Source organism: Micromonospora sp. SH-82 (genome assembly GCF_051132485.1).
GTDB lineage: Bacteria > Actinomycetota > Actinomycetes > Mycobacteriales > Micromonosporaceae > Micromonospora.
The window spans coordinates 1861670-1885827 of sequence record NZ_CP148049.1; the positions used below are offsets into that span (position 1 = coordinate 1861670).

Annotated in this window: 24 protein-coding genes; 11 read left to right on the top strand and 13 right to left on the bottom strand. The window is 70.8% G+C overall.

What is annotated here, in order from left to right; genetic code table 11:
• Positions 1–20: 20 nt before the first annotated feature.
• A complete protein-coding gene (locus WHN02_RS08680; protein WP_434742860.1) occupies positions 21–566 on the bottom strand; it encodes a MarR family winged helix-turn-helix transcriptional regulator in 546 nt (181 codons plus the stop codon).
• Between the two features lie 55 nt (positions 567–621).
• Here WHN02_RS08680 and WHN02_RS08685 point away from each other — a divergent pair, with 55 nt between their 5' ends.
• Positions 622–2307 carry an MFS transporter gene (locus tag WHN02_RS08685; protein ID WP_434742861.1) on the top strand — a complete coding sequence of 562 codons (1686 nt, stop codon included), beginning with the start codon at positions 622–624 and terminating at the stop codon, positions 2305–2307.
• Here the strand turns inward: WHN02_RS08685 and WHN02_RS08690 are convergent.
• Together WHN02_RS08690 and WHN02_RS08695 are read right to left on the bottom strand one after the other, a co-directional pair.
• Positions 2290–3729, bottom strand: a complete 1440-nt coding sequence (locus WHN02_RS08690; protein WP_434742862.1) for a GuaB1 family IMP dehydrogenase-related protein — start codon at positions 3727–3729, stop codon at positions 2290–2292. The two genes, WHN02_RS08685 and WHN02_RS08690, sit on opposite strands and share 18 nt — an antisense overlap.
• 62 nt (positions 3730–3791) lie before the next feature.
• Entirely contained in the window at positions 3792–4400 is a 609-nt protein-coding gene (locus WHN02_RS08695) for a LysE/ArgO family amino acid transporter (protein WP_434743877.1), read from the bottom strand.
• A 73-nt stretch (positions 4401–4473) separates the two neighbouring features.
• Between WHN02_RS08695 and WHN02_RS08700 the strand changes: the two genes are divergently transcribed.
• Positions 4474–5382: a LysR family transcriptional regulator ArgP gene (locus tag WHN02_RS08700; protein ID WP_434742863.1), complete on the top strand. Its 909-nt coding sequence runs from the start codon at positions 4474–4476 to the stop codon at positions 5380–5382.
• A 24-nt stretch (positions 5383–5406) separates the two neighbouring features.
• On the opposite strand, the gene WHN02_RS08705 is transcribed toward WHN02_RS08700, so the two are convergent.
• On the bottom strand, positions 5407–7182 hold the full coding sequence (locus tag WHN02_RS08705; RefSeq protein WP_434742864.1) for an acetyl/propionyl/methylcrotonyl-CoA carboxylase subunit alpha: 1776 nt from the start codon (positions 7180–7182) through the stop codon (positions 5407–5409).
• A gap of 167 nt (positions 7183–7349) precedes the next feature.
• Between WHN02_RS08705 and WHN02_RS08710 the strand changes: the two genes are divergently transcribed.
• Together WHN02_RS08710 and WHN02_RS08715 are read left to right on the top strand one after the other, a co-directional pair.
• On the top strand, positions 7350–8309 hold the full coding sequence (locus WHN02_RS08710) for an ATP-binding cassette domain-containing protein (protein WP_434742865.1): 960 nt from the start codon (positions 7350–7352) through the stop codon (positions 8307–8309).
• A gap of 89 nt (positions 8310–8398) precedes the next feature.
• On the top strand, positions 8399–9154 hold the full coding sequence (locus WHN02_RS08715) for an ABC transporter permease (protein ID WP_350899762.1): 756 nt from the start codon (positions 8399–8401) through the stop codon (positions 9152–9154).
• Positions 9155–9238: 84 nt separating this feature from the next.
• Here WHN02_RS08715 and WHN02_RS08720 read toward each other — a convergent pair whose 3' ends face one another.
• From WHN02_RS08720 to WHN02_RS08740, 5 genes are all read right to left on the bottom strand, one after another.
• Positions 9239–9892, bottom strand: coding sequence for an O-methyltransferase (locus tag WHN02_RS08720; RefSeq protein WP_434742866.1), 654 nt, complete (start codon positions 9890–9892; stop codon positions 9239–9241).
• 9 nt (positions 9893–9901) lie between these two features.
• A complete protein-coding gene (locus WHN02_RS08725; protein WP_434743878.1) occupies positions 9902–10543 on the bottom strand; it encodes a Maf family protein in 642 nt (213 codons plus the stop codon).
• Between the two features lie 22 nt (positions 10544–10565).
• On the bottom strand, positions 10566–11714 hold the full coding sequence (locus WHN02_RS08730) for a S8 family serine peptidase (protein WP_434743879.1): 1149 nt from the start codon (positions 11712–11714) through the stop codon (positions 10566–10568).
• A 1414-nt stretch (positions 11715–13128) separates the two neighbouring features.
• Positions 13129–13614, bottom strand: a complete 486-nt coding sequence (locus tag WHN02_RS08735; protein WP_434742867.1) for a hypothetical protein — start codon at positions 13612–13614, stop codon at positions 13129–13131.
• Between the two features lie 84 nt (positions 13615–13698).
• Complete coding sequence (locus WHN02_RS08740) at positions 13699–13911, bottom strand: acyl-CoA carboxylase subunit epsilon (protein ID WP_434742868.1); 213 nt, start codon at positions 13909–13911, stop codon at positions 13699–13701.
• A 93-nt stretch (positions 13912–14004) separates the two neighbouring features.
• On the opposite strand from WHN02_RS08740, the gene WHN02_RS08745 reads away from it, so the two are divergent.
• Together WHN02_RS08745 and WHN02_RS08750 are read left to right on the top strand one after the other, a co-directional pair.
• Entirely contained in the window at positions 14005–16236 is a 2232-nt protein-coding gene (locus WHN02_RS08745; RefSeq protein WP_434742869.1) for a protein kinase domain-containing protein, read from the top strand.
• Between the two features lie 111 nt (positions 16237–16347).
• Positions 16348–16563: a hypothetical protein gene (locus WHN02_RS08750; RefSeq protein WP_434742870.1), complete on the top strand. Its 216-nt coding sequence runs from the start codon at positions 16348–16350 to the stop codon at positions 16561–16563.
• A gap of 91 nt (positions 16564–16654) precedes the next feature.
• On the opposite strand, the gene WHN02_RS08755 is transcribed toward WHN02_RS08750, so the two are convergent.
• Positions 16655–17200 carry a Uma2 family endonuclease gene (locus tag WHN02_RS08755; RefSeq protein WP_434742871.1) on the bottom strand — a complete coding sequence of 182 codons (546 nt, stop codon included), beginning with the start codon at positions 17198–17200 and terminating at the stop codon, positions 16655–16657.
• A 100-nt stretch (positions 17201–17300) separates the two neighbouring features.
• Here WHN02_RS08755 and WHN02_RS08760 point away from each other — a divergent pair, with 100 nt between their 5' ends.
• From WHN02_RS08760 to WHN02_RS08770, 3 genes are all read left to right on the top strand, one after another.
• Complete coding sequence (locus WHN02_RS08760; protein WP_434742872.1) at positions 17301–18044, top strand: M50 family metallopeptidase; 744 nt, start codon at positions 17301–17303, stop codon at positions 18042–18044.
• A gap of 74 nt (positions 18045–18118) precedes the next feature.
• Complete coding sequence (locus tag WHN02_RS08765; RefSeq protein WP_434742873.1) at positions 18119–18613, top strand: SigE family RNA polymerase sigma factor; 495 nt, start codon at positions 18119–18121, stop codon at positions 18611–18613.
• Positions 18606–19517, top strand: a complete 912-nt coding sequence (locus tag WHN02_RS08770; protein WP_434742874.1) for a hypothetical protein — start codon at positions 18606–18608, stop codon at positions 19515–19517. The genes WHN02_RS08765 and WHN02_RS08770 overlap by 8 nt, the downstream gene beginning before the upstream one ends.
• A gap of 1 nt (position 19518) precedes the next feature.
• On the opposite strand, the gene WHN02_RS08775 is transcribed toward WHN02_RS08770, so the two are convergent.
• Complete coding sequence (locus WHN02_RS08775) at positions 19519–21102, bottom strand: acyl-CoA carboxylase subunit beta (RefSeq protein WP_434742875.1); 1584 nt, start codon at positions 21100–21102, stop codon at positions 19519–19521.
• Positions 21103–21146: 44 nt separating this feature from the next.
• Between WHN02_RS08775 and WHN02_RS08780 the strand changes: the two genes are divergently transcribed.
• Both WHN02_RS08780 and WHN02_RS08785 read left to right on the top strand, forming a co-directional pair.
• On the top strand, positions 21147–22022 hold the full coding sequence (locus WHN02_RS08780) for a biotin--[acetyl-CoA-carboxylase] ligase (protein ID WP_434742876.1): 876 nt from the start codon (positions 21147–21149) through the stop codon (positions 22020–22022).
• A 126-nt stretch (positions 22023–22148) separates the two neighbouring features.
• Positions 22149–22748: a PH domain-containing protein gene (locus WHN02_RS08785; protein ID WP_434742877.1), complete on the top strand. Its 600-nt coding sequence runs from the start codon at positions 22149–22151 to the stop codon at positions 22746–22748.
• Positions 22749–22864: 116 nt separating this feature from the next.
• Here WHN02_RS08785 and WHN02_RS08790 read toward each other — a convergent pair whose 3' ends face one another.
• On the bottom strand, positions 22865–23482 hold the full coding sequence (locus WHN02_RS08790) for a GtrA family protein (RefSeq protein ID WP_434742878.1): 618 nt from the start codon (positions 23480–23482) through the stop codon (positions 22865–22867).
• A gap of 64 nt (positions 23483–23546) precedes the next feature.
• Positions 23547–24083 carry a GtrA family protein gene (locus tag WHN02_RS08795; protein WP_434743880.1) on the bottom strand — a complete coding sequence of 179 codons (537 nt, stop codon included), beginning with the start codon at positions 24081–24083 and terminating at the stop codon, positions 23547–23549.
• Positions 24084–24158: the final 75 nt, after the last annotated feature.

Here is a 24158-nt window from a genome sequence, read left to right on the forward strand (position 1 = left end):
GTTTTCGCACTCGTCGTGGCTCAGTGTGTCGATGGGTCCGACCCCAGACTGTATTCCCGCATCACGGCGGTGACCTCGCGGAGGAAGGCGGTGGTCGCGGCGGCCTGCTCGGGGGTGAGCCGGTCGACAGCACGTTCGATCCCGTCGAGCATCGGACTCAGCGCCGCCACGACCTCGGTGAAGGCCAGATCGGTGACCTGGAGGGCGATCCGGCGACGGTCGTGGGGGTGTGGGGTCCGCTCGACGTGACCGGCCTGGACGAGACGGTCGACGAGGGTGGTCGCCGAGGCGGACCGGATGCCGAGCCGGTTGCCCAGCTCCACCGGGCCGAGCGGGTCGGGGCTGGAGACCAGGTGGTCGATGGCGGCGGCGTCGGTGGTGCCGATGCCGAGTCGTCGGGCCAGGGCCGCCCGGGTGTCGCCGGCGGCCCGGATCACCTCGCGCAGGGACCGGGCCGTCTCGCTGCGACCGGGGCTCTCCCGGGGTCCCTGGTGACAGGGCTCCGGTCCGGTCGGATCCGGGTCGGAACCGTCCCGGTGTGTCGGAGTTGACCGCACGCCTGTCATGGGTAGAAGCTAGCATTTCAGGTAGCTAGATTATCTAGCAGTCGGGAGAGTGTCGATGCCTCAGGGGCGGGGACGCTGGTGGGGGCTGCTCGCGATCAGCCTCGGTGTCGCCACGATCATCGTGGACACCACGATCGTCAACGTCGCGGTGCCCACGATCATCGGGGACCTCGACATCACCGCCACCGACGCCCAGTGGGTGCAGGAGGCGTACACACTGGTGTTCGCGGCCCTGCTGTTGGTGGCCGGTCGGATCGCCGACCGGGTCGGCCGACGACGGATCTTCCTCACCGGAGTGGTGGTCTTCGTCGCGGCGAGCGTCCTGGCCGCCCTCGCCGGAACCGGTGAGACCCTGATCGGCGCCCGGGTCCTCCAGGGGGTCGGCGGCGCGATGATGCTCCCCACCTCTCTCTCCCTGCTCAACGCCACCTTCACTGGCCGGGAGCGGGGCGTCGCCTTCGCCGTCTGGGGAGCCACCATCGGCGGGGCCGCCGCCCTCGGTCCGCTGCTCGGCGGCTGGCTCACCACCGAGTACTCCTGGCGGTGGGCGTTCGGCATCAACGTCCCGGTCGGCGCGATCGTGATCGTCGGCGCCCTGGCCCTGGTCGCCGAGTCCCGCGACGAACACGCCGAACGGGGCGTGGACTGGCTCGGGGCGCTCCTGTCGGTGGTCGGCATGACCGGGGTGGTGTTCGCCCTCATCGAGGGACGCACCTACGGGTGGTGGCAGCGGGAGAAGCCGTTCTCGATCTTCGGACTGGACTGGACCCCGGCCCTCTCGCCGGTGCCGGTCGCCGCAGCGGTGGGACTGCTCGCCCTCGCCACGCTGGTACGCCACCAGCTCCGGCGCAACCGGGCCCGCCGGGCGGCGCTGCTCGACCTCTCCCTGTTCGGGATCGGCTCGTTCCGCAACGGGATCGTCGCCGCCGCGATCGTCAGCCTCGGCGAGTTCGGCCTGCTCTTCGCGTTGCCGCTGTGGTACCAGAACGTCCTCGGCTACAGCGCCTTCGGCACCGGCCTGGCGCTGCTCCCGCTCGCCGTCGGCAGCTTCCTCTCCAGCGGCCTCGGCGCCGTCCTCACCCGCCGGTGGGGTGCGGTCCGGGTGGTGCAGCTCGGCGTCGCCGCCGAGCTGGTCGGGGTGGCCGGGCTCGGGCTCGTCATCGCCTCGGACACCGTCTGGTGGGCGCCGGTCGGCCTGCTCTTCGTCTACGGGGTCGGCGTGGGCCTGGCCACCGCCCAGCTCACCGGGGTCTCCCTCCGGGACGTGCCGGTACGCCAGAGCGGCCAGGGGTCCGGGGTGCAGAGCACCGCCCGGCAGATCGGCTCGGCGCTCGGCATCGCGGTGCTCGGCACCGTGCTCTTCGCCAGCCTGGGCGGGCTCCTCGGCACCCGTCTCGCGGACCAGCCCGGCCTCGACGCCGCCCAGCGTGACCAGATCGTCGCCGCCGTCAAGGACAGCGCCGGTGCCGCCATCGCCGGGCTCGCCGCCGACCCGGCCACCGCAGCCGTGGCCGAGCAGGCCCGCGACGCCTTCTCCGACGCCACCCGGTACGCGGCCTTCACCGCCGCCGGGTTCCTCCTGCTCGGCCTGTTCGCCTGCGCCCGACTCACCAGGGAATCCGTTCCGCCCGCCGGCACCCCCGCCGGCCGGTCGGCCCCCGATCCCCGGACCCCAGGGCAGCCCGACACCGGCCCCCGGACCCCCGGGCGGCCCGACACGGCGTCACCAACTCGTGGGTAGCGGCATCCCCTCGGTGTAGCCGGCAGTGCTCTGCACCCCGACCACAGCCCGTTGGTGGAACTCGGTCAGGTTGCGTGCCCCCGCGTAGGTGAAGGCGCTGCGCACCCCGGCGACGATCTCGTCGATCAGGTCCTCCACCCCGGGTCGGACCGGGTCGAGGTACATCCGGGCTGACGAGATGCCCTCCTCGAAGACCGCCTTGCGGGCCCGGTCGAAGGCGCTGTCCTCGGCGGTACGGGCGCTCACCGCCCGGGCCGAGGCCATCCCGAAGCTCTCCTTGTACCGCCGTCCGTCCTCGTCCTGGTAGAGGTCGCCGGGGGACTCGTACGTCCCGGCGAACCAGGATCCGATCATCACGTTGGACGCCCCGGCCGCCAGCGCGAGGGCCACGTCCCGGGGATGCCGTACCCCGCCGTCGGCCCAGACGTGCCGCCCCAGGTTGCGGGCGGCCGCCGCACAGTCGAGCACCGCCGAGAACTGCGGCCGTCCGACCCCGGTCATCATCCGGGTGGTGCACATCGCCCCCGGACCCACGCCGACCTTCACGATGTCGGCACCGGCTTGGACCAGGTCGCGTACGCCCTCGGCGGTGACCACGTTGCCGGCCGCGACGGGAACCCCGGGGTCGAGGGAGCGTACCGCCCGGAGTGCGGAGATCATGCGTTCCTGGTGGCCGTGTGCGGTGTCCACCACCAGGGTGTCCACCCCGGCGTCGAGGAGGGCACGGGCCTTGCCGGTGACGTCCCCGTTGATCCCCACCGCCGCCGCGATCCGCAGCCGATCCCGGTCGTCCACCGCCGGCCGGTACAGGGTGGCCCGCAGCGCCCCCTGCCGGGTCAGCACCCCGACCAACCTGCCGTCGTCGTCCACCACCGGCGCGAGCCGACGCCGACCCGCCGAGAGCCTGTCGAAGCCGGTACGGGGATCGGCGTCCGCAGCGACGGTGTGCAGCTCGGTGGACATCACGTGGCGCAACTGGGCGAACCGGTCGACTCCCTCGGTGTCCGCCTCGGTCACCACCCCGAGGGGGCGGTTGTCGTCGTCGACCACCACCACGGCGGCGTGGGAGCGTTTGGGCAGCAGGTGGATGGCGTCGCCGACGGTGTCGGTGGGGCCGAGGGTGAGCGCGGTGTCGTGGACCAGGTGTCGTCGCTTGACCCAGCCGACCACCGTGGCCACCACCTCGATCGGGATGTCCTGCGGGATGACTGTGACAGCGCCCCGGCGGGCCGCCGTCTCGGCCATCCGCCGCCCGGCCACCGCCGTCATGTTCGCCACCACCAGCGGGATGGTGGTGCCCGTACCGTCGTCGGTGGCCAGGTCCACGTCGAGCCGCGACCCGAGGTCGGAGCGGGCCGGTGCCATGAAGACGTCGTTGTAGGTCAGATCGTGCGCGGGAATCACGTCATGAAGGAACCTCACGGGACCATCATTCCCGCCCGCAGCCGGTCCCGCCCCCCGGTAACGCAGGCCGACCACCCCGGTCAGCCCCGCAGCAGCGCCACCGCGACCACCGTCATCACCAGCGCGACGACCCCGTCGAGGACCCGCCACGCCCCGGCCCGGCCCAGCAACGGCGCCAGCCGGTGCGCCCCCGCCCCGAGCGCGGTGAACCACACCAGGCTCGCCGTCACCGCCCCCACCCCGAACACCCACCGGTACGCGTGCTGCTGGGCGATCCCGCCGAGCAGCAGGACGGTGTCCAGGTAGACGTGCGGGTTGAGATAGGTGAAGGCGAGGCAGGTCAGCAGGGTCGCCCGCAGGGACGCCGGCGGACGGTCGGCGGGGGAGAGCGTGTCGGGGCGCGACGCCCGGCGGAGGGCCAGGGCGGCGTAGCAGAACAGGAACGCGGCACCGCCGTACCGGATCGCGGTGAGCAGTTCGGGACGGGCCGCGACCGCCGTCCCCACCCCCGCGATTCCCGCGCAGATCAGCACCGCGTCGGAGAGGGCGCAGATCAGGACCACCGGTACGACGTGTTCACGGCGCAGCCCCTGCCGCAGGACGAAGGCGTTCTGCGCGCCGATGGCCACGATCAACGCGAGGGCGACAGTGAACCCGGCGGCGGCCGAGGTGAGTACGTCGGGAGTCAGCACGCCCGTGACGGTAGGAGCCACCCGGCCGACCAGTCCAACTGAACTTTCTCTCGTGCCATAAGCTCACCTGATGGAAGGTCTCTCCTCGGAACAGCTGCGCACCCTCGCCGTCGTGGTGAGCGAGGGGAGTTTCGAGGCCGCCGCCCGGCTCCTGCACGTCACCCAGTCCGCAGTCAGCCAACGGATCCAGGCCCTGGAGGGTGCCGTCGGGCAGGTCCTGGTCCGTCGGGGCCGACCCTGCCGGGCCACCCCGGCGGGGGAACCCCTCCTGCGCCTGGCCGGGCAGCTGCTCCTGCTCGAACGGGAGGCGCTGGCCGAGGCGCGTGGACGCTGGACCGGCACCCCGGCGGCCGCCGGTGCCCCGACGACGGTGCCGGTGGTGGTCAACGCCGACAGCCTCGCCACCTGGTTCGTCGACGCCCTCGCCCGGCTCCCCGCAGAGCCGGCAGTCCGGTTCGACGTACGCCAGGAGGACCAGGACCACACCGCCGAACTGCTCCGCGACGGCACCGTGATGGCCGGGGTGACCGCCCAGCGCACCCCCGTGCAGGGCTGCCGCGTACGCCCGCTCGGCGCGATGCGCTACCTCGCCGTGGCCGCCCAGGGCACTGTCGAGCGGTGGTTCGTCGACGGGCTCACCGAGGCCGCCCTCGCCACTGCCCCGGTCGTCGTCTTCGACCGTCGGGACCGGCTGCAACACCGGTTCCTCCGGGAACTGGTCGGCCGGGAGATCGACCCGCCGGTGCACTACGTGCCGTCGGTGCCGGCGTTCAGCGAGGCCATCCGCCGGGGCCTCGGGTGGGGGCTGGTGCCCGAGCAGATCGCCGGCACGGACCTCGCCGCCGGCCGGTGCCGGGACCTCGTCCCGGGCCGCCACGTCGACGTGCCGCTGTACTGGCAGCACTGGCGGCTCGACTCGGTGGTCCTGAAGGCCCTCACCGAGGCGGTCCAGGCCGCCGCCGACACCGCGCTGCGCTGATCCGTACCCCGGGGAGGTCCGTCCTCACCCGTCGATGGTGCAGATGGCCGCCCCGGCGGTGATGACCGCACCGACCTCGGCGGCGAGCCCCGCCACGGTGCCGGCGCGGTGGGCGTGCATCGGCTGCTCCATCTTCATCGCCTCCAGCACCACCACCAGGTCGCCCTCGGCGACGACGTCGCCGTCCGACACCGCGATCTTCACGATGGTGCCCTGCATCGGGGCGGTGAGGGCGTTCCCGTCGGCCGGGCCGCCGGAGCCGGAGCCGCCACCCCGGCGGGTCGGCCGCCGGGCAGGCGCGGCGGCGGTCGTGGCACCCGTCGTGGCACCGGTCGTCCCGGCACCGAGACCGGCCGGGATGGTCACCTCCAACCGCTTGCCGGCCACCTCCACCACCACCGTCTCCCGTCCGGCCGGGGACCCGGTGACCCCGCCCACGACGTCGTACGGGTCGATGGTGTTGTCGAACTCGGTCTCGATCCACCGGGTGTGCACGGTGAACGGCTCGGCGGTGAAGGCCGGATCCCGGACGACCATCCGGTGGAACGGCAACACCGTCGCCATCCCCTCGACCACCATCTCGTCGAGCACCCGTCGGGCCCGCTCCAACGCCTCGGTACGCGTCCGTCCGCAGACGATCACCTTCGCCAGGAGCGAGTCGAAGGCCCCGCCGACGACGTCCCCGGCCTGGATCCCGGTGTCGACCCGTACCCCCGGGCCGGTGGGTAGACGCAGCGCCGTCACGGTGCCCGGGGCGGGCAGGAACCCCCGCCCCGGGTCCTCCCCGTTGATCCGGAACTCGATCGCGTGCCCGCGTGGGGTCGGGTCCTCGGTGAGCCGCAGCCGTTCCCCGTCGGCGATCCGGAACTGCTCGCGGACCAGGTCGATGCCGGCGGTCTCCTCGGTCACCGGATGCTCCACCTGGAGCCGGGTGTTCACCTCCAGGAACGAGACGGTCCCGTCCGCGCCGACCAGGTACTCCACCGTCCCGGCACCGTGGTAGCCGGCCTCCCGGCAGATCGCCTTCGCGCTGTCGTGGATCTGCGCCCGCTGGTCGGCGGTGAGGAACGGGGCCGGGGCCTCCTCCACCAACTTCTGGTGCCGACGCTGCAACGAGCAGTCCCGGGTGCCGACCACCACGACGCCGCCGTGCTCGTCGGCGAGGACCTGCGCCTCCACGTGCCGGGGCCGGTCCAGGTACCGCTCGACGAAGCACTCTCCCCGACCGAACGCGGCCACCGCCTCCCGGGTCGCCGACTCGAACAGATCCGGGATCTCGGACATGGTGCGGGCCACCTTCAGTCCGCGCCCACCCCCGCCGAAGGCGGCCTTGATGGCGACCGGCAACCCGTGTTCGGCGGCGAAGGCGGTCACCTCGGCGGCGTCGGCGACCGGGTCCGGCGTACCCGGCACCAGTGGAGCACCGGCCCGCTGGGCGATGTGCCGGGCGGTCACCTTGTCACCCAGGTCGCGGATCGCCTGCGGAGTCGGCCCGATCCAGGTCAGCCCGGCGTCGATCACCGCCTGGGCGAAGTCGGCGTTCTCGGAGAGGAAGCCGTACCCCGGGTGGACGGCGTCGGCACCGGACCGGACGGCGACGTCGAGCAACCTGCCGACCGAAAGGTACGTTTCGGCCGCGCTCTCCCCGCCCAGGGCGTACGCTTCGTCGGCCAGCGTGACGTGCAGGGCGTCCCGGTCCGAGTCGGCGTAGACGGCGACGCTGCCCAGACCGGCGTCCCGGCAGGCCCTGACGACGCGGACGGCGATCTCGCCGCGGTTCGCGATGAGTACCTTGCGCAACGTTCAGCTCCTCCCGCAGACCCCGTCGTCAGTGAGCTTATCGGCCGACCCGTCAGGTGCTTAACGGTCGATCAGTGTGTGCGGTCGCACGCGCGGACGGGCCCGTGCGGCCGGGGCGGACGGGAAATAATCAACGCCGGACCGGACCGGCACGGGCAGGAGCAGCGATGATCGAGACACGGGGACTACGCAAGTCCTACCGCTCCCGGGTGGGGCGGGAGACCAAGACCGTCGACGCGGTGCGTGGCGTCGACCTGAAGGTCGACGAGGGGGAGATCTTCGGATTCCTCGGCCCGAACGGCGCCGGCAAGACCACCACCCTCCGGATGCTCGCCACCCTGATCGAACCGGACGGTGGGGAGGCCGTCATCGCCGGGGCCGACCTGCGCAAGGCCCCCGCCGAGGTGCGCCGCCGCATCGGGTACGTCGCCCAGGGCGGAAGCACCTGGGACGAGTCCACCGCCCGCGAGGAACTCGTCCTGCACGCCCGGATGTACGGCATCGGCAAGGCCGACGCGCAGGCCCGCACCGTCCGCGCCCTGGAGGCCTTTCAACTCACCGAGTACGCCGACCGCAAGTGCAAGACGTACTCCGGCGGTCAACGCCGTCGGGTGGAGATCGCCCTCGGCATCATCCACGAGCCGAAGATCGTCTTCCTGGACGAGCCGACCACCGGCCTCGACCCGCAGAGCCGGGCCTACATGTGGGACGAGATCCGGCGGCTGCGGGCCGAGGGGATGACCGTCTTCATCACCACCCACTACCTCGACGAGGCCGACGCGCTCTGCGACCGGATCGCGATCATGGACAACGGCGAGGTGGTGGTGGAGGGCACCCCGGCCGACCTGAAGCGCGAGATCTCCGGAGACGTGCTGGTCGTCGGGCTGGACCCCGACGCCGTCGAACCGGCCAACGGGCTCCTCGCCGACGAACCGTACGTCCGCAAGATCGAAAGCGGCGGGGACAGCGGCCTGCGGCTCTACGTCGACGAGGGCGCCACCGCCATCCCGTGGATCCTGCGCCGCGTCGACGGCGCCGGACTCAAGCTGCGCTCCATCGAGCTGCAACGCCCCAGCCTCGACGACGTCTTCCTCACCAAGACCGGCCGCTCGCTGCGCGAGTCCTGACCCGCGCATTGGTCCTGACCCGCGCCCGTCCTGACCCGAGCATCCCGTCCTGACCCGGCATCCTGTCCTGATCCGCATCCGGAGAGACAATGAAAACCGCCCGTGACACCTGGCTGGTCTTCCAACGCCAGATCCTGCTCCTGCTGCGCAACCCGGTCTGGGTCTTCGTCGGCGTCTTCCAGCCCGTCATGTACCTGCTGCTCTTCGCCCCGCTGCTCAAGTCCGCGCTGAACGCCCCCAGCCAGGCCGAGGCCTACAAGATCTTCGTCCCCGGCCTGCTGGTCCTGCTGGCCATCTTCGGCGGACTGTTCCAGGGCTTCGGCCTCATCGCCGAACTCCGCGCCGGGATCATCGAACGATCCCGGGTCACCCCGGTCAGCCGGATCGCCCTGCTGCTCGGCCGGTCACTGCGTGACGTCGTGTCGCTGATCGTCCAGGCGATCATCATCACGATCCTCGCGCTCGCCTTCGACCTGCGGGTCTTCATCGGCGACCTGCTGCTGGCGTACCTGATGCTCGCGCTGATCGCGCTGATGACCTCGGCCGTCTCGTACGGCGTCGCCCTCAAGGTCAAGAGCGAGGACGCGCTCGCCCCGCTGATGAACACCGTCGCCCAACCGGTCCTGCTGCTCTCCGGCATCCTCCTGCCGCTGGCCCTCGCCCCCGGCTGGTTGCAGGGGCTCGCCAAGTGGAACCCGTTCTCCTGGGCGGTGGACGGAACCCGCGCACTCTTCGTCGGCGACCTCGGCAACGAGAAGGTCTGGCAGGGGCTGGCCATCACCGCAGTCCTGTCGGTCGTCGCCGTCGCCTGGGCCGCCCGGCAGTTCGCCCGCAGCGTCCGCTGAGTGTGTGAGGGAGGGACCCCTTGCCGCTGGGGTCCCTTCCTCCCACCTCGGCGCCGGGGTGCCGCTCAGATCCGGTGGGGTCGGTCAGCGGACCCGGGCCAGGGTCAGACCGTCCGCCACCGGCACCATCACCACGTCCACCCGTACGTCGGCGACGACCTCGTCGTTGAACGCGGCGATCGCCCGGTCCGCCTCGTCGCGAGGGGCGAGGACCCGGCCGTGACGCAGCACGTTGTCCACGGCGATCAGGCCACCCGGCCGCATCCGGGGCACCAACTCCGCCCAGTAGACCGGGTAACCGGTCTTGTCCGCGTCGATGAAGGCCAGGTCCAGGTACGGCTCGTGGGGCAGGTCGCGCAACGACTCCGCGGCCGGACCGATCCGCAGCTCGATCCGGTCGTCGACCCCGGCCCGCGCCCAGTACCGGCGGGCGATCCCGGTGTACTCCTCGGAGATGTCGAGGCAGGTCAACCGCCCGCCGTCGGCGAGCCCCCGGGCGATCGCCAACGAGGACAGCCCGGTGAAGGTGCCCACCTCCACCGCCTGCCGCGCACCGACCAGCCGGGTGAGGAAGGTCAGCAGCGCCGCCTGCTCCGGCGCGACCTGCATTCCTGCCTGCTCGGGGAGGACCGAACGGGTCTCCTCGGCCAGGTCCTGCATGATCTCGTCCGGCGGGGTCCCGTGTGCCACGAGATAACGGTGCAGGTCATCGGTGAGCGTGAGCGTCTTGGTGGTCATGATCCGACGTTAGCCGAGCGGATGCCCGATCTGGCTGTTTGCCTCATCCTTCGTCCAGAGATCGACGATGCTCAGGTCGAGGTCGGCGAGGAGCCGGCGCAGCAGCGGCAACGACAGCCCCACCACCGTGCTCGGGGCCCCGTCGATCCGATCCAGGAACGGCCCGCCGATCCCGTCGATCGTGAACGCCCCCGCCACGGCGAGGGGTTCACCGGTCCCGACGTACGCGGCGATCTCCTCGTCACTGACCGCCGCGAAGTGCACCACCGTCGAGGCGACCGCTTCGCTGCGCCGACCTGCGGCGACGTCGATCAGACAGTGCCCGGTGTGCAGTACCCCGCTGCGCCCCCGCATCCGCCGCCACCGGTCGGTCGCATCCGCCGCGTCTGCCGGTTTGCCGAGAATCTCCCCGTCGAAGCCGAGCACCGAGTCGCACCCGATCACCAGCGTCCGCTCGTCGCCCTCGCGGAGCCGATCGAGCACCGCCTCGGCCTTGCGCCTGGCGAGTTCCAGACAGAGTTCCTCAGCCCGGTCACTGACCACCTGGGACTCGTCGACCCCGCTGACCAGCACGTCGGGTTCGATCCCGGCGGCCTGCAGCAGCTTACGGCGGGCAGGGCTCGCCGAGGCGAGCACCAGACGGAGCGGCATCAAGTTCGGCACGTCGCCGAACCTACCGGCTGATCCGGGGTGGCGGGTCATCGCCACTTCGTCGACGTCTCACCACGTACGCCCACCCACCACCGGCCGCCAACAGAACCCCGAGGGTGACCCAGCCCCGTACCCCCGAGCCGTCTTCACCGGACCCCTTCGCCCCGGGTCCGTCGCCCACCGCGACGTCAGTCGTCACTGTCGGTCCGTCACCCGCCGGCGGGTCCGCCGTCGGCACCGACCCCAACGGTGGTACGTCCGCAGTCAGCGCCGCGACCAGGTCGATCACACCGTGGCCGTACTGGTCGTCGCGACCGGGTGGCCCCTTGTCGACCGCGGTCGCCGTCAACCGGTGTACGACCTCACGTGCCGGTAACGAGGGAAACCTGGCCCGAATCAACGCCACCGCCCCCGCCACGATCGCCGTGGCCTCGGAGGTGCCGGTGCCTTTTCGGTATTTTCCGGCGTAGGAGGTGCTGTAAATATCGACAGCAGGAGCGGAGACGTCCAACTCTGGCCCGCTTACCGAGAAGTCGACGTGTTCTCCGTTCCGGTCGATTCCGCCGACTGCAATTACGTTTGGATGCGCGGCTGGGAATTTTACCTCGTTGTCGCGGGGGCGGTTCCCGGCGGCAGCAACCACTACGATGTCCGCCCCCACGGCGACGTCTAGCGCCTTTTGGAGTTTGGTGGTCGGCTCTGCTATGGAGGAGACGCTAATCACGTCTACGCTCTGTTTTGCGGCAAATGTTATTCCAGCGGCTAGAAGATCGCTGTCTCCATCTTCGTTCGTCACCTTTGTTCGCACCGGTAAGACCTTGGATCTCGGAGCGATGCCGAGTGCCCCACGATTGTTATCTAGCCCCGACGCTGCAATCAATCCCGCCATGCCTGTTCCATGGCTGTCTTGGTCAACTAGACCATTGCCGTTGCTGCGGGTGAGGTCGGTGCCGGGTGTGACGTTTCGGTTAAGGTCGGGGTGGGGGTCGAGTCCTGTGTCCGGTACTGCGACAGTAACCCCTTCTCCTTTAGAGAATTTGTGTGCCTCCGAAATTCTTAGATAGTGAAGATGCCACTGATCCTCTCGTATTCGATCCACGCTATCTATGCTGCTGGCAATCGCTGGCGCGGATCCTATATGCAAGAATAGCGTCGCAGCTAGGGCGGATATGCCCAAGCTGTAAGTCGTTTGCCAGTTCACCGGTTGAGGCCAATTGCTGGTCCTGGATCAATTGGGCCACGCTCTTCTGGTGCTCGAACCACCGGCGCAACTCCTTGATCGACCTCCCAGGGGTTGTCCGCATCCCAGGTATGTGCATTTGTCTCTCTTGAGCGAATGCGACTCTGGTTGCCTCCGATGCTGGATCCGCTCACGACTCCGGGCGTTCCCGGGAAGCTGTTCAACTGACCAGTTCGGCTAGCGCTGTTACCCGCTCCGCCGATGACGCCGCCGATTGGATTGACTTGCCGACTTGTGGGCCTACCTGCAGTCGGCTGCCCAATGCCTGCGGCAGGAGGTGTGCCAATAATGCCGCTAGTGGGTGCCGCTCTTGAGGTGGTTGTCATTTGCTGCGGATGTGCCGGGGTGCCGAGGTTGCTCTTTTCGACACGTCTTAATGGATCTGGCGCGGTTGGGGAGCCGGGCTTGTTGAAGGGTGTATTTGGTCCGGGTGATATGACGGGAGGAGTGGCTGAGACCGGAAGGATGGAGCTGTTGGGTGATGTGTTGATAGGTGGTGAAGGGTGTGGGAAGCTGGGGAGTGTTGCTGCACCTGCTCCGGATCCGCCAAGAATTGGTCCAACTCCCGTCCTGGCGTGGGCAGTGGAGCTGCCGTTCTCTGATCCGATATTAGGGGCAGGGGGCGTGGCAGTTCCTTGATTCGAGCTGGAGGTGGTCAGTGGTGGTGCGGCGCGGTTAAATGCCGAGATCGGAGCAGGGACAATGGGAGGGATTATGGGAGAGTCGGTGGGCGTGTAAACGTCTCGATCTGCATGGCTAGCACCGGGGTTTCCTCTGGATGCAGGTGGAGGTTTTTGGAGGGCGGCTTGGGCTTGGTTGAGTTCGGTGCTGAGGCCGTACATGACGACTCGGGCGCGGGCGTTCAGGCGCTCCAGGTCGGCGTCGGTCACGGGAGGACGGTCGGGCATCCGACTCCCGGCGACTGCTTTCGGGTCGGCCAGGATCTCCTCGTACGCCTTCTTGTCGCGGGATTTGACCGCGTACTCGTCGTGGAGGGTCTTGATCTGGGCTCGGCTGGTGGTGATGGCGTGCAGGGCGGCGGAGAGTGACCTGTGGTTGGCCACTGCCGCGTCGTGGGTGTGTTGGACGCGGGTGATGAGGCGGTCCAGCTCGCCGACGTAGGCGCGGGCGGCGGCGTTGCTCTCCGGGGGCCACGCCTCGGCGAGCCCGCGCCGGTATTCCCTCAGATGGCCGAGGTGGGCGGCGGACAGGTCGCAGATCTTGCGCCAGCCGGTGACGTGCCGCCAGTGGTTGGTGGTGTCCTGGTCCTGGAGGCAGGCCCACATGTTGGGCAGGCTCATCAGGTGCCAGGCGGTGAGGTCGGCCCGTCCGTTGCCCCGCTCGATCATGGTTGCACCACCACCGGGGCGGAGGGGGTGGGGCCGATGGGATCGGAGGGGGTGGGACCTGTGGGGTCGGCCAGGTGGGGTGCGGGGGACGGCACGTCGGTGAACCGGGCCTGGGTGAGCGCCCCCTCCACGTCGGTCACCCGGGCGGCGGCGAACGCGTCGGCCTCCCGGTACCGGTCGGCCACCCGGCCGGCGGCCTCGGCGAGCCGGCCGGTGTGCCCGCCGGCGGCCCAGATCATGTTGGTGGCGGCCTGCTGGGTCTCGTGGTGAGCCTGAAGGAAGCTGACCAGTTCGAAGAAGGCATCGGCCGGGTTGGGGACCGGCACCTGCATGTCGTCGGCGATGTACGACAGGTGCGGCGTGTAGTTGCGTCGCACCTCCGCGTCGAGTTTGTCGGCGAACTCACGCATCCGCCGGATGTCGGCTTCGATCGCGCCGTAGCTGCTCATCCAGGACGCCGGACGGTCCTCTTCCGGAATCATCGAGCCTCCGCACTGTCACCGCGTTGTCTCCGTCGGTGAGGTTAGCGGGTCAGGGCATCCCCCGGCAGTCCCGTTCCGGGTGGTTCAGCGGGGCCGTCCGGAGGTTCGCCACGCGTTCGGGCCGGGGCGGGGTGTGGCGGACGCCGGTCGGGCGCTCCGCGCCCAGGTCGAGGGGGTCGTGAGGCTCGGTGCGGCGGTCGGCACCGACCGGGAGGTCAGTACGCCCACCAGCGCGGCCAGTTCCTCCGCGGTGGGCGTACCCCGGACGACCCGGAACAGCGGTTCCTCAGCGGACATAGCACCCGAGGGTACGCGTCGACAAGCTGATCTTCGCGGAACAGGGCGTGCCGCCGATGTGCGAATCTCGGCCGCCGGGTAGCGTCTCTGGCGATGTCTGACGCGCAGTCCCAACTCGTCGCCAACCGATATCGGCTGATTTCGCCGCTCGGTCAGGGCGGTATGGGTCGGGTGTGGAAGGCCCGCGACGAGGTGCTCCACCGGGACGTGGCGATCAAGGAACTCGTTCCGCCGCCGGCCCTCACCGACGACGAGCGCCGCGAGATGCGGGAGCGTTCGCTTCGCGAGGCCCGTGCCATCGCCCGACTCAACCACGCCAACGTGGTACGCATCTTCGACGTCCTGCGCACCGACGGCGACCCGTGGATCGTCATGGAGTACGTCGCGTCGAGGTCGTTGCAGGACGCCATCGCCAAGGACGGTCCGGTGTCGGCGGCCCGGGCGGTGGAGATCGGACTCGGGGTGCTCGGTGCGTTGAAGTCGGCGCACAAGGCCGGGGTGATGCACCGGGACATCAAGCCGGGAAACGTGCTGCTCGGCGAGGACGGGCGGGTGGTGCTGACCGACTTCGGGCTGGCCACGATCCCCGGTGACCCGAACGTGACGCGTACCGGAATGGTGCTCGGCTCGCCCGCGTACATCGCGCCGGAGCGGGCGCGGGACGGCACGACCGGGCCGGAGGCCGACCTCTGGTCGTTGGGGGCGACGCTCTACGCCGCCACCGAGGGCAAGTCCCCGTACGCCCGTTCGTCGGCGATCGCCACCCTCGCGGCGCTGGCCACCGAACCGGTGCCCCCGCCGAAGAACGCCGGCCCACTGAAGGCGGTCCTCAACGGGTTGTTGAAGAAGGACCCGAAGGAACGGATCAGCGCGGAGGTCGCCGAGCGGCTGCTGCGGCGGGCCGGTGGGAAGCGGACCCGGACGATCCCGCTGCTCGACGGCGTACGCCGTCCGGGGCCGAACGGTCCCCGTGAGCCGCGCCCCCTGGTGGTCCCCGCGCCCCGACCGGCCGGTGAGCAGCCGACCCAGGAGGCGTCCGGGAAGCAGACCGGGCGGGGCAGGACGGCCAAGCCGGCGGCCCTGGCGGCCGGGGCGGCGGTGGGTGCCACCGCCAAGGTGCCGTCCCCGGCGAAGCCCCAGGACGCCGGTGACCCGACCACGAGACCTCCGGCGGACGCCGACCCGACCACGAAACTCCCGTCGGGGGGCGACACCGGTGGGTCGGGCACCGTCGGTGGCGACGCCGGGTCGACGTCGGCGGTGGGCGGCGGTACGCCGACCTCCACCGGTGCCGAGCCCACTGCCGCGCCGTCGACCGACGCCGACCTGACGGCGACGGCCGAGGCGACGACGCGTACGCCGTCGGCCGGAGCCGACGCCACGACGAAGCTCTCCTCGACGGGTACGGGGTCCGACCCGGCGGCCACGAAGGACGGATCGCCTGCCGTCCTGGCCGGGGGCTCCGTCGACGACACCCGGATCGACTCGCGGCCCGGACCGTCGACGGCCGACGGCCCCGGTGCGCCCACCTCCGTCCTGCCACCGGCTGCGGGGGTGTCGACCGGGCGGGCCCAGGTGCCGTCCGGCACGCCGACCCGGCTCGGACCGGTGGGGCGGCTCGGCCGACGGAACCTGCTGATCGGTGCTGTCGTCCTGGTCCTGCTGATCGGACTCGCTGTCGTCGTACCCCTGCTGTCCCGTGAGGACGAGCCGCGCGGTGCCGACGAACGGGCGGCGGCCACCACCGGCGCGTCGAGCGCACCGGCCTCGGAACCGGCAGCACCACCGGCCCCGACCAGCGCGGCCCCCAGTCCCAGCCCGACTCCGTCGCCCAGCCCGTCGGTGGTCAGCCCCTCACCGAGCGCGTCGGCCCAGCCGGGTCTGCCCCCGGGGTGGACCCTGCACCGGGATCCGGCCGGGTTCAGCGTGCCGCTGCCGGAGGGCTGGCGCAAGACCGGCAGCAGCTCCGACAGCGCCACCTTCAAGGAGCGCGGGGGCGTCGGCGAGCTGTTCATGCAGTGGACCAGCTCCCCGAAGGACGACGCGGTCGCGGACTGGCGTGCGTTGGAGCCGGCGCGTCGTGACTACGTCCGCAACTACCAGTACATCAGCATCGAGCGCTGCGACTACTTCCGCGAGTGCGCGGACTGGGAGTGGCGGGAGACCCGCGACGACACCCGGATCCGGGTCCGCAACCGGGGCTTCGTCACCGCCACCAACCGGGGGTACGCGATGCGCTGGGAGGTCGCCGACCGGGAGTGGTCGGAGCAACTGGCCGCCTTCGACGTCATCGCCCGGGGATTCGTGCCCGACCGACGGAACTGATCACGGAATCTGCCCCGGTGCGCAGATGATCCGCATGGATCGGCACCTCATTGGGTATCTCACCTCCCAAGACGGAGGGAGGTGCGACCGAAGATGAGTTACCGACACCGAGTGAGCAAGCCCTGCGTGGCACTGTGGGGTCTCATGGCCATGCTGCTGGTCGCTGCCGGAATGCCGACAATGATCGCGGTGCTGGGTGCCGTGACCGCGACCGCGTTCGTGCTGGCGGGATGGCTGCTGGTACGCCGTGGTGGTCTCGCCCGCAGCCGCCCGGCGGCGATCCCCGTGACGACCATGGCCCCGGTCACCCGACGCCGCCGGTCCTGATCCGACGATCCAACCGACGCGCCGAGCCCCGTCCGGTCCTCGGCGCGTCGGCGGCCCCTCGACGGCTCCGCCGCCCTCGCGACGCTGCAGGTCAGCTCAGTGCTGCCGGGTCGAGCCGCCAACGGAACGGCTCGGTGACGACAAGTTCCTCGCCGGCCTTGGCGACCTGGTCCTCGACGTAGTGTCGGCCGTCCAACCGGAACAGGCGCAGCGAGTGGCTGTCACCGTCCTGCTCGACCAGCAGGTACCAGGGGATCCGGGCGAGGGCGTAGAGCTGCATCTTGACCACTCGGTCGGCGGCGGCGTTCCCGGGAGAGACGATCTCCGCGACCAGGGCGACCTCTCCGGCCTCCACCACCGTTCCCTCGTCGTCGGTGTCGGCCACCACGATGTCCGTAATGACGATCCGGTCGAGGCCGAGCCGGACGTTCACCGCCTCGAAGACCAGGAGAGAGCCGGCGGCAGCGTCGAGACGGTTCGCCAACAGACGAGACATCCGCTGGTGCCGCTTGCTAGGGGCCGGGCTCACGATCAGGCTCCCGTCGAGCAGTTCGATCCGGTTGGCGTTGGCGTCCATGGCGAGGTACTCGGCCTCGGTCCAGGGGCCGACGTGGGGTTCCAGCGGGGCTGCGGTCACCTGCTTGCACCTCCGACTCCGGTCGCCAGACGGTCAGGCTCCCACGATACGAGTCGGCGGGGCGGGAGCGACACAGGACCGGACGGTAGGCTCGCGGGCCATGCCCCTGATCGACGGCCTCGCCTCCCTCTGGGAACGGCTGCTCAGCGCCCAGCCCGACCCGCCCCCACTCCTGGTCCTGCTCACCGCCGCCGTGGCCCTGGTGGTCGTGGCCGCCCGTATGCCGTGGCGGATCGCCCGTAACGCGATCACCATCGCCCACGAGGGTGGGCACGCGCTGGCCGCCCTGCTCACCGGGCGGAAGCTGCGCGGTATCCGGCTGCACTCGGACACCTCGGGGCTCACCCTCTCCGCCGGGCGTCCCACCGGCCCGGGGATGATCTTCACCCTCCTCGCCGGGTACGTGGCCCCGTCCCTGGTCGGGTTGGCCGGGGCGGTGCTGCTCGGCGGGAACCGGATCACCCTGCTGCTCTGGATCGTCGTGGCGCTCCTGCTGGCCATGCTGGTGCTGATCCGCAACGTCTTCGGCGTGGTGTCGCTACTGGTCACCGGCGGGGTGGTGCTCGCCGTGTCCTGGTACGCCCCACCGCAGGTCCAGGCCGCCTTCGCCTGGACGGGTGTGTGGTTCCTGCTGCTCGGCGGGGTACGGCCGGTCGTCGAACTCCAGCGGATGCGGACCCGGGGGCGGCTGCCGGAGTCCGACGCCGACCAGTTGGCCGGTCTCACCCCGCTGCCTGCGGTGTTCTGGGTGGCGTTCTTCGGACTGGTCAACCTGGGTGCGCTCGTCGTCGGGGCGAACCTGCTCGCAGGCCCGCTCCTGGCCGGTTCCGGGCTACTCGACTGACCGAATCTCGACACGCCGGCAACCGGACGACAGGCACCGCGCGTGTGGACAGCGATGGCACGCAGGAGGTGCGGGTGTCGGACGTCGACGGATTCGACGAGTTCTACCGGGGGAGCCGTAGTCGCCTCCTGGGCTTCGTCTACTCGCTCACCGGGAACCTCACCGAGGCGCAGGATGCGGTCCAGGAGGCGTACATCCGGGCCTGGCAGCGGTGGCCGACCGTGCACAGGTACGACGACCCGGAGGCCTGGACCCGGGTGGTGGCCACCCGGATCGCGGTGAGCCGGTGGCGCAGCCTGCGCAGCCGGGCCCGGGCGTACCTGCGGCACGGGGCGGTCGAGTCGGTGCCCGGCCCGAACGCCGACTCGGTCGCTGTGGTCGCCGCCCTGCGTCAGCTTCCCGAGGAGCAGCGCGTCGCCATCGCCCTGTACTACCTGGTCGGTCTGCCGGTCGCGGAGGTGGCCCGGGAGACCGCCGCCCCGGTCGGCACGGTCAAGGCCCGGCTGCACCGGGGACGGGCTGCGCTGGCCGGGCTGCTCACCGACGTGGAGGGGGTACCCGATGCGTGACGACGCGGCCTTCGTCAAGGAGCTTCGCGACGAACTGAGCCAGGTCTGCTGGCTGGCCCCGGAGGAGATCCGCGCCCGGGGCGAGTGGCGGAGTCGGCGCGTACTGCTGCTGACCTTCGCAGTCGTCCTGGTCATGGTCTCCGGAGCCGGGGTGGTGGTCGTGGCCCGGCACCTGCTGCCGTCGGCGCCGACCACGGTGACCGGACCGACGCTGCTGGCCGAACCGCAGTCGAGGTTGGACGACGGCCCGCTCGCCGGTGACCTGACGTGGCCGCTGGCCGAGCCGGACTCGGGGGAGATCCCGGCCCAGGCGTTGCTGCAACCGGCGGACCTGCCGACGGGGGTGGGGGAGCACCTCACCGAGCTGGGCCTGGGCGAGACGGTCGAGGTGAACCCGATGCTGGAGGCCTGTCGGCAGGAGCGGGGACTGCCGTCGCAGGCCGTCTCCTCCCAGCTGTCGCGTTCCCAGACCCTGCTGGGCACCGGCCCGGCCCCGGACCTGCTGCTCATGCAGGACGTCTACCGGGTCGCCCCACAGACCGCCACGCGGTTCTTCACCGACCTGGACGTCCGGATGGCCCCCTGCGCGAGCTGGCGCAGCGTCGGAGACGTCGAGATCGACGGGCGGCCGTACCAGGCGGCGGCGACGCATCGGTTCACCGTCTCGGCCCGTGACTTCGCCGGTGACGGGTCGGTCCTGCTGCGACACACCATGACCGCCCCGATCGACCAGTCGGACGGGCGACAACTCGGCCCCTCCGACCGTACGGACAGCGTCGTGGTCCGGGTGGGGGACCTGGTCACCGTGCTCCGCCTCGGCCCGGAGAGCACGGAGAAGGAGCTGCGCCGGTTGGCCGGGGTGGCCGCGCAGCGGATGTGTGTGGCGTCCCGACCGACCTGTTGACCTACAGAGGGATGTTGCCGTGCTTCTTCGGCGGCAGGGTCTCCCGTTTGGTCCGCAGGACACGCAGGGCACGGACGATCTGGGTACGCGTCTCGTGCGGCGCGATCACCGCGTCGACGTATCCGCGTTCGGCGGCGACGTACGGGTTGGCCAGGGTGTCCTCGTACTCGGCGATCTTCTCGGCGCGGAGGGCGGCCGGATCCTCGGCGGCGGCCAGTTCGGCGCGGTAGAGGATGTTCACCGCCCCCTGGGCACCCATCACCGCGATCTGCGCCGTCGGCCAGGCGAAGTTGAGGTCGGCCCCGAGGTGCTTGGAGCCCATCACGTCGTACGCCCCGCCGTAGGCCTTCCTGGTGATCACGGTGACCTTGGGGACGGTCGCCTCGGCGTAGGCGTAGATGAGTTTGGCGCCCCGGCGGATGATCCCGTCCCACTCCTGGCCGGTGCCGGGGAGGAACCCGGGCACGTCCACGAAGGTGAGTACGGGGATGTTGAACGCGTCGCAGGTGCGGACGAACCGGGCGGCCTTCTCCGAGGCGGCGATGTCCAGGGTGCCGGCGACGTGCAGGGGCTGGTTGGCCACCACCCCCACCGGACGCCCCTCGACCCGGCCGTACCCGACCACGATGTTGCGCGCGTAGAGCGGTTGGACCTCCAGGAACTCGCGGTCGTCGAGGACCTGCTCGACCACCGTGACGATGTCGTACGGCTGGTTGGTCGAGTCCGGGACCAGGGTGTCCAGGGCTCGGTCGGCGTCCGTCACCTCCAGGGTGGCGGGGGCGTCGACGACCGGCGGTTCGTCGAGGTTGTTCGAGGGGAGGTACGACAGCAGCGCCCGGACGTACCCGATCGCGTCGTCCTCGTCGGCGGCCAGGTAGTGGGCGTTGCCGCTGCGGGTGTTGTGGGTACGGGCACCGCCCAGCTCCTCCATCGCCACGTCCTCGCCGGTGACCGTCTTGATCACGTCGGGGCCGGTGATGAACATGTGTGAGGTCCGGTCGACCATGACGGTGAAGTCGGTGACCGCCGGGGAGTAGACGGCCCCGCCCGCGCAGGGACCCATGACCAGCGAGATCTGCGGGATCACCCCGGAGGCGCGGACGTTGCGGAAGAAGATGTCGCCGTACAGGCCGAGACTGACCACGCCCTCCTGGATCCGGGCGCCCCCGGAGTCGTTGATCCCCACGACCGGGCAACCGATCTTCATCGCCAGGTCCATCACCTTGACGATCTTCTCGCCGAAGACCTCGCCGAGGGAGCCGCCGAAGACCGTGAAGTCCTGGGCGAAGACGCAGACCTGCCGGCCGTCGACAGTTCCGTAGCCGGTGACCACGCCGTCGCCGTAGGGGCGGGTCCGGTCCAGGCCGAAGGTGGTGGACCGGTGCCGGGCCAGCCCGTCGAGTTCGACGAAGGAGTCGGGGTCGAGCAGCGTCTCGATCCGTTCCCGGGCGGTCTTCTTCCCCCGGGCGTGCTGTTTCTCGACCGCCCGCGCGGAGCCGGCGTGGACCGCCTCGTCGACCCGTCGTTCCAGGTCCGCCAGCTTGCCGGCGGTGCTGTGCACATTGCTCCCGGCGTCGGTAGTCACCAGGGCAATATAACGATGGTTCAGCAGGGCCGTAGGCTGGCGGGATGCCGGGCTCGCCGTACACCGATCTGGATCGACCGCCCCTGTCGGTGGCCCGGCTGCGCCGCGCCCTCGTCGCGCCGCACGGGCCGTGGCGGAGGTTGGAGCTGGTCGTGGAGACCGGCTCCACGAACGCGGACGTGGCCGAGGCGGCCCAGGCCGGTGAGCCGGAGGGCCTGGTGATCGTCGCCGAGCGGCAGGTCACCGGTCGGGGCCGACGGGGTCGGGTCTGGCAGTCGCCGCCCCGGGCGGGGATCGCGACGAGCGTCCTGCTCCGGCCCGCCGAGGCCGTCGCCGAGCGCGACTGGACGCCGGTCCCCACGTCCCGGTACGGCTGGCTGCCACTGCTGGCCGGGGTGGCCCTGGTGGAGTCGGTGACCCGGTTGGCCGAGGTGGAGGCCGGTCTGAAGTGGCCCAACGACCTGCTGGTCGGGGGAGGCAAGTGCGCCGGGATCCTCGCCGAGGGCATCTCCCCGGCCGGGGCGGGTCGACCGCCCGCCGTGGTGGTCGGGATGGGCCTCAACGTCACGCTGCGCGCCGAGGAGCTGCCGGAACGGACGACGGGCCTCGCTGCCACCTCCCTGCAGCTGGCCGGTGCCACGGCCACCGACCGGGATCCGTTGGTACGGGCCCTGCTGCGGTCGTTGGCCGACTGGTACGACAGGTGGCGGGACGCCGGTGGTGATGCTGTCGCCTGTGGCCTGCGGGGGGCGTACCTGGAGTCCTGTCTGACGGTGGGGCGTCCGGTCCGGGTGCTCCTGCCCGGGGGTGAGGAGCTGACCGGTGAGGCGACCGGTGTCGACGCCGACGGTCGACTCGTGGTGTCCACCGCCGCCGGTGACCGCCCGCTCGCCGCAGGGGACGTCCTGCACCTGCGGTGACCTGCCGGCTGATCCGTCCGCCGAGGGTGGACGGTGGCGGGGCACGACACGCGAGCTGACCGGCTGACCCGGGCGGGTGCGCTGACCGGTTACCGTCAGCGCGTCCCGTTCCGCGAGGAGGTTGTCGTGGCGTTCCCCGAAGAGGTACTCACCGAAGACGAGCACGTGGTGCTCCACCTTCACCCGCACTGGCGGGCGTTGACCCGCCCGGTCGCGGTGTTGGTGCTCGTCGTGGCGGTGCCGTCGGCGGCGGCGATCCTCCTGCCGGACGGCGGCGGTCGCTGGATCATCTGGGCCGTGCTCACGGGACTGGCGATGGTGGCCCTGCTCAAGTGGAGCCTCTGGCCGTTCATGGTCTGGCGGAGCACCCACTACCTGTTCACCAACGAACGGGTGTTGTTGCAGCGGGGCGTGCTCTCCCGGGACCGGCGGGACATCCCGTTGGGCCGGATCAACGACCACTCGATGAACCAGGGTGTCGTCGACAGGTTGTTCGGCAGCGGCACCCTGACCGTCGAGTCGGCCGGGGAGCGGGGCCAGTCGGTCCTGCCCGACGTGCCCGACGTCGGCCACGTCCAGACGAAGCTGTACGAGCTGATCGAGGCCGATCACGACCGGCGGACGCTGGACGACGGCGAGCTGCGGGAGGCCCTGGCCGAGACCTTCGAGGGGCGGCCGCGTACCCGGCGTTCTCCGGGGGCGGAGACCACCCCGCCCGCCCGCTGACCCCTACTGCCCCGGGGCGCTGCTCCGCCCCGGGCGTGGCTCCTGTTCCCCGGGGCGCTGTTCCGCCCCGGGGTGTGGCTTGTGTTCTTGAGCGATGTTCCGGCCCCGGGGTGTGGCTACTGTCCCGGGGCGCGGCGGGTGCCGGCGTGCAGGTCCGCCGCGAGCCCGGCCTCCAGTTCGCGGTCGAGCGCGCTGGTCAGTGGGCTGATGTCGAGGGGCGCGGGTCGCCCCTGCGGCAGGGTGCCGGCAGCGCCGGGAGCGGGAGTGACGGCACCGGGGGTGGCCGCCTCGGCGACCACCGGGGCGGGTTGGAAGACGAAGGTGCGGTAGGACCAGAACCGGAACAGGGTGGCCAGCACGACACCGACGGTCTTGGCCACGTTCAGTGCGAGCAGACCGGTGACGCCCAGGCCGTACTTGGCCAGGGCCAGCACGCCCAGCTCGATGAGCAGCCCGGTGGCGTTGAACAGGAAGAAAAGGGCGTATTCCCGCCGCATCGCCGATTTCGGGCGATCCCGGTACGTCCAGTGCCGATTCATCAGATACGACGTGATCGTCGCCACGATGGTGGCGATCACCGTCGCCTTCAGCTGACCGTCCCGGAACACCGTCAGTGCGAGTGCGTTGAACACTGCGTAATTGATGACGGTGTTGATTCCGCCGACGACGCCGAACTTGAGCGCCTCGTGGACGAACTTCTGCCAACGCTCCGGCAGCAATCGAACAAGACGCATGGAAAACACCTTAGGCGAGTGATCGGTGCCGAGTGCGGTCGGCCGGGACGAGATGGGCGGAAGGTCACGCCCCGGATGTCTGGTCACGCTGCGCATCCGCGACCGGTGGGGTTCCCGCTTCGACGAAGACGAACCGCCGGTACGACCAGAAGCGGAAGAGGGTGCCCAGTCCGGTGCCGACGACGTAGCTGGAGATGTTGTCGGCCAGGGCGGTCTGGAAGACCTCCGGCCAGATGCTGCCCAGGCCGTACCGGCTGATCGCCAGGCACGACACCGCGATGCCCAGCCCCACGCTGTTGAAGAAGAAGAAGAGGAGGTACTCCCGGGCCGGGTTCGACCGTTGGCGGTGCCGCCAGGTCCAGAACCGGTTGCCCAGGAACGCGAAGGTCGCAGCCAGGACGGTGGAGATCGTCTTCGCGGTGACCTGCTCCATGCCGTGCGCCACGGTGAGGTAGTTGAAGAGGGCGAAGTCGACGACGAAGGCGAACCCGCCCACCGTGGCGAACTTCCCGACCTCCCGCACGAGGTGTCCGAACCGGTCGACCAGGGATGCGACGAGGCCCGGGCGGGTCGGCGGGGCGCCTGACTGCCCACCGGTCATCGTCGCGGCCACGGGGCGAGCGTACCGGTTGGAAGCGAACAGCCGGGGTAACCAGCCACGGCCGTACCGGAGCGT

Coding starts and splice junctions, on each gene's coding strand:
- WHN02_RS08680 (WP_434742860.1), bottom strand. CDS start 566: ATGACAGGCGTGCGGTCAACTCCGACACACCGGGACGGTTCCGACCCG.
- WHN02_RS08685 (WP_434742861.1), top strand. CDS start 622: ATGCCTCAGGGGCGGGGACGCTGGTGGGGGCTGCTCGCGATCAGCCTC.
- WHN02_RS08700 (WP_434742863.1), top strand. CDS start 4,474: ATGGAAGGTCTCTCCTCGGAACAGCTGCGCACCCTCGCCGTCGTGGTG.
- WHN02_RS08710 (WP_434742865.1), top strand. CDS start 7,350: ATGATCGAGACACGGGGACTACGCAAGTCCTACCGCTCCCGGGTGGGG.
- WHN02_RS08715 (WP_350899762.1), top strand. CDS start 8,399: ATGAAAACCGCCCGTGACACCTGGCTGGTCTTCCAACGCCAGATCCTG.
- WHN02_RS08720 (WP_434742866.1), bottom strand. CDS start 9,892: ATGACCACCAAGACGCTCACGCTCACCGATGACCTGCACCGTTATCTC.
- WHN02_RS08725 (WP_434743878.1), bottom strand. CDS start 10,543: ATGCCGCTCCGTCTGGTGCTCGCCTCGGCGAGCCCTGCCCGCCGTAAG.
- WHN02_RS08735 (WP_434742867.1), bottom strand. CDS start 13,614: ATGATTCCGGAAGAGGACCGTCCGGCGTCCTGGATGAGCAGCTACGGC.
- WHN02_RS08740 (WP_434742868.1), bottom strand. CDS start 13,911: ATGTCCGCTGAGGAACCGCTGTTCCGGGTCGTCCGGGGTACGCCCACC.
- WHN02_RS08745 (WP_434742869.1), top strand. CDS start 14,005: ATGTCTGACGCGCAGTCCCAACTCGTCGCCAACCGATATCGGCTGATT.
- WHN02_RS08760 (WP_434742872.1), top strand. CDS start 17,301: ATGCCCCTGATCGACGGCCTCGCCTCCCTCTGGGAACGGCTGCTCAGC.
- WHN02_RS08770 (WP_434742874.1), top strand. CDS start 18,606: ATGCGTGACGACGCGGCCTTCGTCAAGGAGCTTCGCGACGAACTGAGC.
- WHN02_RS08780 (WP_434742876.1), top strand. CDS start 21,147: ATGCCGGGCTCGCCGTACACCGATCTGGATCGACCGCCCCTGTCGGTG.
- WHN02_RS08790 (WP_434742878.1), bottom strand. CDS start 23,482: ATGCGTCTTGTTCGATTGCTGCCGGAGCGTTGGCAGAAGTTCGTCCAC.
- WHN02_RS08795 (WP_434743880.1), bottom strand. CDS start 24,083: ATGACCGGTGGGCAGTCAGGCGCCCCGCCGACCCGCCCGGGCCTCGTC.